The organism is Candidatus Lokiarchaeum ossiferum (assembly GCA_025839675.1).
In the GTDB taxonomy this organism is placed as follows: domain Archaea; phylum Asgardarchaeota; class Lokiarchaeia; order Sigyniarchaeales; family Promethearchaeaceae; genus Lokiarchaeum; species Lokiarchaeum ossiferum.
Genome location: CP104013.1, coordinates 1,586,737 through 1,599,367, shown reverse-complemented (window position 1 = coordinate 1,599,367; position 12,631 = coordinate 1,586,737). Strand labels below are relative to the sequence as shown.

At 34.1% G+C, this 12,631-nt stretch carries 11 protein-coding genes; 7 read left to right on the top strand and 4 right to left on the bottom strand.

Annotated features, from left to right (window positions below):
• Positions 1-91: 91 nt before the first annotated feature.
• Positions 92-937: a hypothetical protein gene (locus NEF87_RS06445; protein ID WP_457919142.1), complete on the top strand. Its 846-nt coding sequence runs from the start codon at positions 92-94 to the stop codon at positions 935-937.
• An 82-nt stretch (positions 938-1,019) separates the two neighbouring features.
• Positions 1,020-2,033 carry a metallophosphoesterase gene (locus NEF87_RS06440; RefSeq protein WP_457919141.1) on the top strand — a complete coding sequence of 338 codons (1,014 nt, stop codon included), beginning with the start codon at positions 1,020-1,022 and terminating at the stop codon, positions 2,031-2,033.
• A gap of 12 nt (positions 2,034-2,045) precedes the next feature.
• Here NEF87_RS06440 and hisS read toward each other — a convergent pair whose 3' ends face one another.
• The gene (hisS, locus tag NEF87_RS06435; protein ID WP_457919140.1) at positions 2,046-3,464 is read right to left on the bottom strand and encodes a histidine--tRNA ligase; all 1,419 of its coding nucleotides are present in this window, start codon (positions 3,462-3,464) and stop codon (positions 2,046-2,048) included.
• A 186-nt stretch (positions 3,465-3,650) separates the two neighbouring features.
• Here hisS and NEF87_RS06430 point away from each other — a divergent pair, with 186 nt between their 5' ends.
• A complete protein-coding gene (locus tag NEF87_RS06430) occupies positions 3,651-4,730 on the top strand; it encodes a hypothetical protein (RefSeq protein ID WP_457919139.1) in 1,080 nt (359 codons plus the stop codon).
• Positions 4,731-4,772: 42 nt separating this feature from the next.
• Here the strand turns inward: NEF87_RS06430 and NEF87_RS06425 are convergent, their stop codons facing one another.
• Positions 4,773-5,450, bottom strand: a complete 678-nt coding sequence (locus NEF87_RS06425; protein WP_457919138.1) for a hypothetical protein — start codon at positions 5,448-5,450, stop codon at positions 4,773-4,775.
• Between the two features lie 109 nt (positions 5,451-5,559).
• Positions 5,560-6,771, bottom strand: coding sequence for a GNAT family N-acetyltransferase (locus NEF87_RS06420; protein ID WP_457919137.1), 1,212 nt, complete (start codon positions 6,769-6,771; stop codon positions 5,560-5,562).
• 254 nt (positions 6,772-7,025) lie between these two features.
• Here NEF87_RS06420 and NEF87_RS06415 point away from each other — a divergent pair, with 254 nt between their 5' ends.
• The 4 genes from NEF87_RS06415 to NEF87_RS06400 all read left to right on the top strand — a co-directional run bounded on the left by NEF87_RS06415 (position 7,026) and on the right by NEF87_RS06400 (position 11,124).
• The gene (locus NEF87_RS06415) at positions 7,026-8,159 is read left to right on the top strand and encodes a hypothetical protein (RefSeq protein WP_457919136.1); all 1,134 of its coding nucleotides are present in this window, start codon (positions 7,026-7,028) and stop codon (positions 8,157-8,159) included.
• Positions 8,160-8,456: 297 nt separating this feature from the next.
• On the top strand, positions 8,457-9,425 hold the full coding sequence (locus NEF87_RS06410) for a leucine-rich repeat domain-containing protein (protein WP_457919135.1): 969 nt from the start codon (positions 8,457-8,459) through the stop codon (positions 9,423-9,425).
• Between the two features lie 374 nt (positions 9,426-9,799).
• On the top strand, positions 9,800-10,825 hold the full coding sequence (locus tag NEF87_RS06405; RefSeq protein ID WP_457919134.1) for a hypothetical protein: 1,026 nt from the start codon (positions 9,800-9,802) through the stop codon (positions 10,823-10,825).
• A gap of 50 nt (positions 10,826-10,875) precedes the next feature.
• Positions 10,876-11,124: a hypothetical protein gene (locus NEF87_RS06400; RefSeq protein WP_371805591.1), complete on the top strand. Its 249-nt coding sequence runs from the start codon at positions 10,876-10,878 to the stop codon at positions 11,122-11,124.
• 439 nt (positions 11,125-11,563) lie between these two features.
• Here the strand turns inward: NEF87_RS06400 and NEF87_RS06395 are convergent, their stop codons facing one another.
• Positions 11,564-12,559 (bottom strand): FYVE zinc finger domain-containing protein, encoded by a 996-nt coding sequence (locus tag NEF87_RS06395; protein WP_371805590.1) that lies wholly within the window; start codon positions 12,557-12,559, stop codon positions 11,564-11,566.
• Between the last annotated feature and the right edge of the window lie 72 nt (positions 12,560-12,631).

Sequence of the window (12,631 nt, the reverse complement as noted above, 5' to 3'; positions counted from 1 at the left end):
TAATTGGACTGTTAAATCACTAATCGTTGAGAAATTCTGAAATTGCTTAAACAAATTTTTTTAAGCTTAAGAATAAAAGATATATTAAACAATGAGTGCCGATGAGAATTCTTTTGATAAGTTAAACCAAGATTTTAGTGGCTATTTGAGACAACTTAAAAAAGAAAAGGCACATCAATCCATTTTTCTCCTTTCTGAAGCTTATGTCGCAATAGTGAAGCAGTTTAATGTAAATGCAGATGAATATTTATACTATCTTGAAAAATTCAATACTTCACCAAGATCCGAGTTTGATCTTTCTAAAACCGAAATAGTATTGTATTTAAAAGGTTTAATTGAACAATTAGAACGAATTTTCAACAAGAAAATTGATATCGATTCTCTCCGTCTAATGTCAGAAAATTCTTCTTTAGATGCTACTAATTCCACAGTGCCATCAGAAGAATTCTCACCAACAGAAATCAATACCATTCATCCCTCATCATCATCTGAAATAGATGTTGTGTCCCATCATTCAGAGTCAAAGGAATTTATTATAGATACTTCAATCCACCCCTCTGAAGTGAGATCACCGAATTCCCACTCTTCAAAGGATAATATTATTGAGGAAATCGGAAAATATCCTGATTTAGTTGAAATTTATAAAGCAACAGTCGAGGATTCATCTCCCAATGATATTGATTCAAAAACTAAAAGGTCAAAATCAGAAAATGAATGGGAAGATTTTACTATGGAGAGAGTTAAAAAACCCAATGTTTCTGAGAATTCTTCCGGGGATCAGGATATTCTGGCGATTTTGCAACGAATCGATTCGGTCTCACAATCCGAACTTAAAATGGGGGATCATATTGCTCCATCTTCTTCTTATTCCCGTGTAAAACCCTTGAAGGCCTTTGGATTTCCTGATGTCATTCCCAAATTTTCACCAAAGCAATAATCCATAAATTCAAAGGATCTTTTCACTTATTTCTACTTACAACAAATCGGGACACTTTTGATTCATCTTTGTAGGGATAAAAATGGAACAGGAATTCTGGGATTATTATTTTAATCAAAAAAATCGAGCCATCTCCTTTACACGTTATTACGGTGATGAAACAGCTCCCCAGAAAATATCTGCCTTGTTGGAAAAAATAATCCAATTATATTCCAAGAAGAATATAAAAAAACCTCTCCTTATCGATGTTTATAATCCAAAAGATACGATTCTTTATTTTATTGGGGATATTCATGGAGCTTTTTTTGATTTGAATATCATAATTCATTATTTTGAAGCGATGTTTAGAGAAGCCCAACAACAAGGTAAAAGAATGAAATGCGTGTTTTTAGGGGATTATGTTGATCGCAATGAAATGGATATTCATACGTTGTTGTACTTAATTTCTTTCAATCTTCGTCATCCCAAAGATGTGATTTTACTTCGAGGCAATCATGAGGAACAAAGAGTCAACACGAGTTATGGTTTTAAAAAAAATGTGAAATCTCGTTTTCGAACAAATCTCTATCTTGATTTTGCTCGTCTTTTTGAGCTTTTACCTATAGCGGCATTTATTGACTCCGATGGCTTTAATATTCTTGCTTTACATGGGGGTATTCCTATTAATCTTGAATATCCCAAACAAGCTATCAATTTAAGGAAGACAGATCTTCAAAATAAATTTGCTGATATCCAATTAATTGATCCGATTTCCCAACAGATCTTATGGAATGATCCTATTGAAAATCTTTCAAAAAACCTATTATATGGTCCGAATTTTGAACGAGGGGGATCCTTCTACGTGTTTGGGCCTAAAATTTTTTCTAATTTTATCAAAACCAATCGTGTGGACATGGTGATTCGGGGACATCAAGTGTTTGAACAAGGTTTTCGCTATTATTTTAAAAATCGTTTTCTTTCCATTTTTTCAGCACGGGACTATGTAAATACTTCTATCCAAGCCCGAGTGGCTCGATTAACTTATGATAGGAAAGATCCTCGTGATGTTAACGTTGAATTATTAAAAATCACTCATTTACGGGAATATGTCAAATAAGAAAAAAAATGGTTATTGAGTTTTTTTAAAAGTCTCAATCTCTTTAATTACTGCTTCCAAATCTAAATCATTCAATTGATTTTGGGTAGTGAAGTTTTTTAATGAAAATTTTTTGTTTTCCATTTCACGCGGTCCTAAGAACATCATAAATGGGATTTTCATTCGATTAACAAACTTCCCTGTTGCTTTGAAGGAACGATTCATTATATCCGTCTCTACACTCAAACCAGCCGCCCGTAATTGTTGGGCAATGGTTATCCCATAAGCCCGAGTTTCTGGTTTGGTTCCAATCAGAAGATCCGATCGGTTTTCCTTGGGGTTGAATAAACCTTGTTCTTCCAAGGTGATAATTAGCCGTTCAAATCCAAAAGAAAAACCTAAACCTGGGGTAGATTCACCTCCAAATTCTTCTACCATGGCGTTATAGCGCCCTCCTCCACAGACTTGTTTTTCATTCCCGAGTGCGGGAACATCAATCTCAAATACCGTATTCGTATAATAATCCAATCCTCGAGCAATACCGCAGTCTACAACATAGTTATTTATATTTGCTGCTTCCAATAAGGTGCACACTTCAGGAATATTTGATTTGTTAATTGCTTCCAAAGTGGCTGGAAAGTCGGTGAAAATGGTTTTTAATTGCTCGATGACTTCAGATGCTGTCCCTACGAGTAAGAGTAAATTTTCTAAAATAACCGTCAAGTCTCGATCTATTTCCAAGTCATTCATCATAGCGTAATAATCTCCGATGAGATCTTCTTGAGTTCGATCTTCTAATGCGCCAATTTCCAATTTTCGTAAGTAACTCGCGATATTATCGATTACCCCAAAAACCTTGTTTTGCATAGCCATGGATAGATTTTGTTCCTGGAGGAAAGTGCGAAGGAATGTAAGATCATTTATCCGGAGAAGATACTCTTGAATTTGCAATTCTTTCATCAAGTTCATCGCTACAATAAGCATTTCCGCATCAGCTGCTGGTGTATCGGCCCCAAACACTTCAAAGCCTGCTTGGGTGAATTGGCGATATCTTCCACGGGTCGGTTCATCATAACGGAAACAGGGGCCTATATAGAAATATTTCTGAGGTTTAGGTCGATACATTAATTCGCTAGTAATATAAAAACGCACAAAAGGTGCGGTAAATTCTGGACGGAGGGCATATAAAGGTGGATTTTCCGTTGCGCGGTGTTTAGGAGGATCGTGGAAGGTAAAAATGTCATTAATAATTTTCTCTCCAGATCGAATCCGATATAAATCAAAGAAATCATACATAGGGATGTCGATCTGCTGAATTCCAAATTTAGCAAAGGAATCTTCGATTTTACGCGTTAACCATCTTCGTTTTTCCATATCTTCAGGGAGAAAATCGATAGTGCCCGATGGTTTTTGCAAGTTCAGCTTTTTAATCGCTTGGTTTTCATTTTTCATTACGTACTCTAGCTATCTAAAGCGGCAAAATTTTTGAGTTTTTTCTTTCTATAGTCTTTCAAAAGGGAATTTTAATTATCAACTTTTTTTATTTTTTTGGAATAGTGAGGCAATGGCTTTAAAACTCTTTCCAGCAGAATAATACTAATTGAAGAATTTCAACACAACTTTTCAAGTGATTTAATCATGCCAACTTTTGGACATATTGTATATGGATTATGTGTGCTGATCCCTATTCTCTATTTCGCGCGAGAACGATTCAGCTATAAACTTGCTTTTATTTTCTTAATGACGAACATTTTTGGCCCCGATATTACTTTTCTTTTTGGGTTTATTGAAACTGGGGTCCATTATATTATTGGATATATCATTGTTTCTATCCCATTGGCTCTTGTATTTTCTTATATCTCACGATTTAAAATGGAGCGTTCCTCGAAGGGATTTCCCTTAACTATTATGGATGAAGGGATTAAGGAAATCTCCTGGAAAAATGCGTTCTGTGCTAGCGCAGCAGGGGGAATTTCACACTTTTTTATCGATCAAATGTTCCATCGTGAGCTGGAAATGCATGTTTTTCCTGGAATCGATCTCCAATTACAGGATATCATGGAGTGGAGTGGTGACCTTTATCACACTATGAATCCTATAATGGTGATTGGGGAAGCGATTGTGGTGGGGATGATTATATTCTCATTGTTTTACTTGCGAAAGGGATATAAAGAGACATTTATTGTTTTTGGAATTGGTACCGTTTTATCAATTGTGTTAATGTTAATTTCCACTGAAATTTATGGAGGGGAACGGGAATATGCAGTCATTTTCTGCTGTGTTATTTATTTCTTAATACCTATGTTTCTTCTGTTCTATGCCGCCCGGGATGTGTTAGACCATCCTGTAGAAGCTGCAATCCCATCGAAAATGCCGGCAAAAACACGCTTGAACATTATTTCGAGTATTTCACTGTTGTTGGGTGTTATCATGCTTGCTTATGGGGTGGTTGCTTTAACCATGAGCGATGTTCTCGTAGATTTAATCGGTGATTCCATGGATGTTACTGGCACTCAATTAGAGATTTTGGGGATCTATTATGGATCGATTTCTCTCATTCTTGTGATTGGTTCCATAGGCCTTTTCTTTAAAAATCGCATTTGTCGCTATATGGTCATCTTTAGTTCCACTTACTTCTTGATTTTTGCTTTTCCGCTTGGAATTGCCTTTTTCCTATTTGAAAAGGATGTTAAAGCGCTTTTTGTTAAAGAAGAGTAAAAAATTCGAGTTAACATTTTTTTTTATTTTAGTTTATATCCTTCAATACATTCGGGTTTCAGCCTTGGAATATTGTCCCATAATTTGGTTGGATGCGGTTGGCATTTCCAGAGGTAAATCGACCCTAAATTCAAGCATCTGATCGACATTTTCACGGCTTGAAGCTAAATATATGGTGAAAGAATCTCCCCAAGTTATCAACTCCTGAGATCCAAAAAGAACATGAATCTTCACCCCTTCGAAAGGATCCAGATACACGTCGGAGTTCGTTTTATTAACCCATTGGATCCAAGCAATACTTTCCGATCGATACCAATTTTTATTCAAGTTCACATATTGTGGAGTTATTCTCTGCTGGATGTGAAAATTGGTATCCTTATTATTGGATCGAATATCCACATAAAATCCTGCGTTAAATCTAAGAGAATTGTTGAAAGTCACATAAGATCTAAGATCAGAGAAGATTGTTTCGTTATATGACAGAAAAAATTGGATATAATTAATGTTACTCGTGTCATTTGGATTTGTAAAGAAATAGATCGCTTCATCCTCCACTTGATAACTCACACTGGCCATACTTGGTGGAATGTTAACACAATTACATAATTTATGTTGTTCCTCGTCTTGAGAAAAATAGATGGATGAAATTCCCACTATTGCAATACAAAGCAATAACAGAAATGCATTAAATTTCCGATTTTCTTTCAATAATAAGTCCATTCGCTATGAAATTTATGACAAATTTGAGGTTTAAAAGTTATTATTTTAGAAAATTTCTAAGAAAGTTAGATTTTCAATTTAAACAGTAAAAAAAATATTGTAAAGTCCTTTAATTTTCAATGGATTCAATAGAAGTAATTATTTCTTTCCACATTGGATTTTCCCACAATCGTTTGTTCAATATTTTTTTTCCTAAGTCGTCAATAACTCCCTGTAGATTATCTACTTTCATTGTCTTCAGTTGGTTCAGTGCCTCTATTGCCGCTTCTTCTTCACCTGCATTTCCACAACTCACCACTTTCATATGGGTGATCCACCGCCTATAATACGGTTGTGACTGGAAATATGATGTTTGATATGCATGGGAGTTAGAGCTAATATGGTTTTCTAAAATCCGATAAACATCAATCGTGTTTCTTCCATCTTCCCCATCATTCAAGTGATCTAAGTGAAGCATCAGATTATCAAACTGATTATACCACAAATGGAATACTGAATGACTTCGTTCAAACTCAAATCCTGCTCGTAAGGCCGTTTTAGCTGATCCTACGTTTTCACTCCAACAATGCCAGCCAATATGTTTATATCCGCGGGAACATGCGAATTCCAACATCGCTGCGGCACATCTTGATCCTAATCCTTGCTTACGATATTCCTCCGTGGTTTGAATGCCTGTTTCCACAAAATTTGTGCTATTCCAATCCGTAAACACTCGTGTTATTATTTTTTTTTGCTTTTTATCTATGATGCAACATGCAAATGGATCTTTTGAGTTGGAGAGTAGGGGTTCTATTTTATCAAAACCTTCAAAATCGAACAAGTTAATGGATTCACCAGACCAAGATTTTGCTTCTTTCTGAAGTCCATCGTAATAAATCACCGAAAAATGATGTGGAAATTCATATTTCCAATTTAAAATGGTATTTTTTCCCTTTTCAAAATGAAAGAATTTACGTGTATCATGACGAACAGGAACGTCCTTGAATATTTCTCCTTCCACGTGATCAATCCATACATCATGAGGGGCGAAGCAGCAGGTCATATCTTTACTCTCATCCAGCTTTACTGCTGTTGGTATGATATCACTTACAATTAACTGATTAATTTTTTTGGCTATCGTGGAACTATAAGGCCCTTCCAGATATAATCCAGAGTCATCTGTATTATCCCAAGCTACAACCACTCTAGGGTTCGGTAATTGATCTACAAATACTCTCCCCTTCAAGGATTTGTCTAAAATCGCATAGATTACGTAGTTATATTGCAGTAATTCCTTGAAATTCGGAATTAAGTTGGTTAAGTTTTCAGTTACTTCTATCAAATTATAGCTGTTAGGTTGGGGGTTATTTTAAAAGTTACTAGGATTTTTTTCTTGTTGAGAATGCAGAAATCGAGCTCACTACAATGTTTGTTTGCTTACTCTTGATTTGTGCAAATATCTCAAATTTTTCTTCTTCATCAACTTGAGTTGCATAATCCACTGAGTTAAGTATTTGTTAAAATTATTAATCGCTTCAGACGATTTAGTATGGTTCAATACTTTTATATAATTATTTAGACAAGTATTGTCTAATTATGACGAATTATATCACTAAAAAATATAATGGCATCACCTATCTAGGATTGGCAGCATGTGGATTTTTATTACTATTCCAAATTTTTATCGGTTTTTTTCAAACCAAGATGGATTTTTCTGTATTCCTGCAGATAATGGATGTGTTACTCCCGATTCAATCGATCATAATTCTTGGATTATTATTTAGTTACTTGAATTATATAAAATTGCTTCCCAAAAACCATGCCATATTGATCAGTTTTGCTTTATTCCTGGCTGGAGTGTACCGAATTTTGGACCTTTTCCTCCTGATTAATCTCGGCTATGCAAATTTCATAGAAACTTTGATTCGACAGGGTCCATCCTTTGCATTATTCCTTTTATATTGGAAACATGGAATTATGCCCAAAATTTTGTCGATTTTGCAAGGGTTGCGAATATTTGTTTCTGTTATTTTAAGTTTTGTTGGTGGCAGCTCGGTAGGATACTTTATTTCTCGTTTCCTCGTATTAATAGTTCTGGCTGTTCTAATCTCCATCGCAATATGGTTCCTTCTTGGAATTCCGGACTTAACTGAAAGTCCTATTGAACAAACAAAACCCTTCGCCGTTAATGTTCCCAACAAGTCATTAGAAAATGCCAACGGGATCTATCCCGCAACTTCCGGATGGGTTCATGGAATTCCTCGCATGGCCTATTGGTGCCCTCAATGTGCTAAAAGTGTTAAATTTCGACCCAAATCTGCTAATGAACTTGGTAAGGCTCACCCTTGTCCAATTTGTCAGACCAATCTTAAGGCATGGTGGATAGAACCAACAAAAATCAGTTATTTTCGATTTTTAGGGGGGTTGATGCTCAATTTCGGTGCAATGATCACCATATTATTTGAAACTAATTTTGGATCCTATGGGGTAAACCCTTTGATCGTGCTCTTTAGTCTTTGTATCATTGAAATAATCACTGGAACGATTCTAATGTATTTGGGAATGAAACTGAATATAACTCAATGTCCTAATTATGCTGTGGAAACCCCCAGCTTGGAACCACAAAAACGATTCATTAATGAGATGCTAATTATCGTTGTAGCTGGACTATTCCTTGCTTTTCTCTGTTATGGGATTAATATAGGGATACTTTCGCTTATTTTTGCGTAATTTTTTTTCCTCGTTCTAATTATTGTCAAAAATGCTGATAAAAAAACTAAAATGAAACTATCATAGTTAATGTAAAACATAGAAATAAAACCTTCATATACTCGATTAAATTTTCGGTTAGTTCAATTAAAGTACATCAAAAATGTCTTTTCTTAATTAAAACGTTATTGAAAGGGCTAAACTGCAATTGCAATTCGATTCTTGAAAGATACAAAAACTCCCCTTAATTTGATTCTTTATTCAAAATTCTCACATCGCTAAACATTTAAAAACAATTTTGGTTTCTCTCATATACATATGAGTAAATTCTTACGTAAAAAGAAGGAAAAAGAAAATTCGTTACCAAATGATTCTTTGAACAATCTTCTCTCTGCATTTTCCTCCGAAACGGATGACCATACCCACGGTGATAAAAAGCAAAATGCTCCCATGAAAAGGAAAGATCCTTTAAAAAAAATGGATAAGGGAGAAGAAAGAGACAAAAAAAATATCGCATCTACTAAATCAGCGAGTCTTGATCCAAACCGGATCCTAATCTCACCCGAGAAAACTTCTTTTTATAATACAACCGAACTTTGGGAGAATGAAGTTGAATTTCTTCAAACTCTTGAGGATAAAATCGGAAAATCGAATAGAGCCCTCATTAGCATCCGCACAATTGAGAACAAAAGTGTAACAAACCTTGATTTAGATGAATGTGGCCTAAAAAACGTGCCTGAGGATATTTTCCAATTAAAAAACCTTAGAATTTTGGGGTTACGGCGAAATAATTTAACTAGTTTACCTAAAACGATTGGATGGTTGGAAAATTTAGAAGAACTTGATCTCCATCATAACCAATTAAAATCGCTTTCCAAAAGTGTTCTGCTCCTAACTACTCTCAAAAAATTAGATCTAGGGGGTAATTTATTTGAAAATATTCCTGAAGAAGTATTTCATCTTCCCAACCTGACCTCTCTCATTTTAAATGACAATAAGATCGATGAAATTGATTCAAGGATCAAAAATCTCTTGAATCTTAAAGCAATCTCGTTCAAAGGAAATAAGATTCCGCAAATTCCCAGTAGTTTTTGTGAATTGAGAAACCTCGAAGATATGGATCTATCCCATAATGCATTAACAACTCTACCGGCCCGAATTGTAAAATTGGGCAATCTGAAGACAATTGCCTTCGATGGTTTAGATCTCCAATTATCGGAAGAACAAGTTGTTTGGTTAAAAAATTTAGAGAAAAATGGGTGCAAGATTGGCGGGATTTCTTTTTGATACTATTAAAAAATCGTTTTTTTAGAAATTATTCGTTTGTCCATGATATGTAATAATTCTATTAGATGGAGTTATAGACCGTAAATTTTCATTTAATTCAATCAAAATATCATTTCTAAGTTTTTGATCTTTTCAATGGTATTATTTGGAAAATGAAATGTTTATTTTATCTTGTTGTCCTTTTGAAATCTTTTTTGAACATATTTTTGAGTTATGATATTTCCATATTTAACTATAGTAATTTATAAAATATTCTCCATCAGCGCTTTGTTAAAAAGGATATTTATGAGATTAATAAAAGATATTTATCATAACTATGATAATTTATAGTAATCATTTAAATACTAGAGTTACTTTATATTCATTGAACATAAATGGTAAAAACTAAACAACTAACTGGAATTCTTTTTTTTTTAGTACTCTATGAGATCTTTCTCATTTATCCCTCCGGAGATTTATTTGGAATTATTCCTATTAGAGGAATTAATCCATCTGGGGTGCTGTTAATATATTACTATAATAGTTTTCTTTTTTATTTAGCACCAGCTGTAATATTTTTTGTTATACTATACTTAATTGGCATGATTAAGGCAGAATCATCCGTATTTTGGAAAATTTTCTTCAGTTTTCTTAGTATTTCATTGGTTTTTATTGAAACAATTCATTTCCTTTTCAATTGTACACCTGGAATTATTTTTTCACTGAACATAGATTGGATCTCATTAGTTGAAAATTCGGGTCAATTTGGGGCAATTGGGGGATCTGCAATTGAAGTAACTCCTTTGATGGTATATTTCTACGTGAAGAATCTTTTATCATATTTCTCACTATTCTTAAGTATACTACTCATAGTGATGATTTTAGTCATATCAATTAAATCCTGGATTATTATGCGAAGGGAAATTCGAGTCGCTCAGAAAGTTAAACATGAAATTAGGGACAATACCAACGAAAAAAAAAGAATTTTGTTCACCCGTCCTATGAACATGATTTTGATAAAACAGAAGCTGCACTTTTTTAGAAGTTGTAACAAGAAGGATATTATCTCTCAGGATTTTGACTTCTTTTCAGATAAAAGAAAAAAAGCCCTACTTTGGTTTACAGGTGGAATATTGATAATTATCATATGGTTGATCATAGTGAATTTCTTCTCACCCTTTGGTATTGTTTCTCGCTCCGTTCCAAGCTTTTCCGGGTATATTTTCGAATATTATTCACTTTGGTTAATGATACCGTTTAGATTTGGACATGGAATTGCAATAGGATATTGTTTCACTCTCCTTCTGCAAATGAAGTCTAAATTTAATCAAGTTTTTCAGGAAAAATTCGAAGACCATATAATTAAACAGCATTCGAATGATTTTACGGGTCAAGCGCACAATACTGATACTTCGGTGTAGAATTTTTTTTTTTTATCAAAATAAATCCAAGGTGGATTGGAGAGATCAAAATGCCTCGTTCTAGCAGAGAAAAAATCGAATTTGCAAAGAAATTAACTGAAGAAGGTTTATCCTATGACGAAATTCAGAAAAAGTTATTTGATAAATTTGGAAGTGGAATGTCTAACACTACAATCAAAAATTTGAATAAAAAAAAAGACAAAATTAGCGAGTTAGAATCAAAAATTAAAGATTTAGAGCGTGAATTGTCATTTTTTAAAAGATTGTATTTTGAAAGCCTTGAAAAAGAAAAGAAATAGAGAATATTCACAAATAATCTCTGAAATTAAAAGGCAGGGATCAGTCCATGGAAATGTGGGGATGTTTTTTTTGCTTAAAAATTAGTTTACGCCCATCATTTCTGTTAAACAAGAATCTATCGAGAAAATATTGGAGCCGTTTTCCGTCCGCGTCCTCATATCTCTCGAAGATCTGGTATAGATGTTATTGAAGTGTTTGAACTTTTTTCTCAATTATGAGTAAAAATTCAATAATATTTCCTAAACCTTCCAATATTTCGTCTTCTTTCCGAATATATTCGTTGAAGCAATTTTCAGCAGATGTTTTTTTGGAAATTTATGCGTTTGTCTGATATATGTAATAACTCTTTTAGATGGAATTATAGGCTGGAAATTTTCATTTGTTTCAATCAAAAAATATATTTCTAAGTTTTTGATCCAGTTTCATTTCCAGTTGCTATCACTCATCACTCGCGCCAAAAGAAATTGTGACTTTTCCCTTTATAACAGCTGGAAGGAAGTATATAACTTCTAGATCCAAAAGTCCAATAACAATTCCCGCAAATATCTTTGGCCCGAGATGTTCTGTTGGTAATATAAGTATAAAGAAAATATATGTGAAAAGTCCCATAATTCCCACACTTACGAACCAAAATAGCACAACAAGTAATTTTTCGATTCGATATTGGATAAATTTCTTTTTAAATAAGTTTTTGCAAGGGTGGTGATAAATGCGAGTTTGAATTTTCTCAATTTTACCCTGTCCTTCACAGTAGGTACAAGGATATCCCACAACCTCATATTCTTCTCCCAGCACTACTTTCAGACAATCCACACAAATTACTTTCTTGCAATGGGAACACCCAAATGCACAATAATCACATACCCATGAACTACAGTTTTCACATAATGAATGGGGGGTTAATTCGTTACATTTTTTACAATGGTGGATCTGGTTTTCCTGTTGGTCGGGTTGAATATTCATAATCCCATCATCACAGTTTAGAAATTTATATTTATCCTTTACTTTCTGGAAGGGCTTCGGGGAGTCGTCCAAACTCACAAGTTGCAATCCGCTTTTGGGTATCGCCCGCGCACAAAATATAAAATCCCTGTATAGATGTTTTTGAAGTGTTTGAACTTTTTTCTCAATTCTGAGTAAAGATTCAATAATTTTTCCCAAACCTTCCAATAGTTCGTCTTCTTTCCGAATATATTCGTTGAAGCAACTCTCATCTGATATACTTAGATCGGATAGTAGAGCAACATCAAGGGTGATCAAATATACGTAAATCGAAGTCCAAGAAAAAACCTTTGGCGAAACAAATTTATATTTCACGGCCAAAAAGCGAGAAAATGAGCAAACCCTTCCAGGAATGAGTTTATAGCGCTGTATTAGGCAAGCGATAAGAAGAATATGTTCCTGTAGTGAACTTGGAAGACAAAAATAGATCACCACCAACTCAGGAAATGCCTAGTAATTCTCTGCGTCGATGTCTGTTAGATAGCATAGCATTCCCAAAAATTG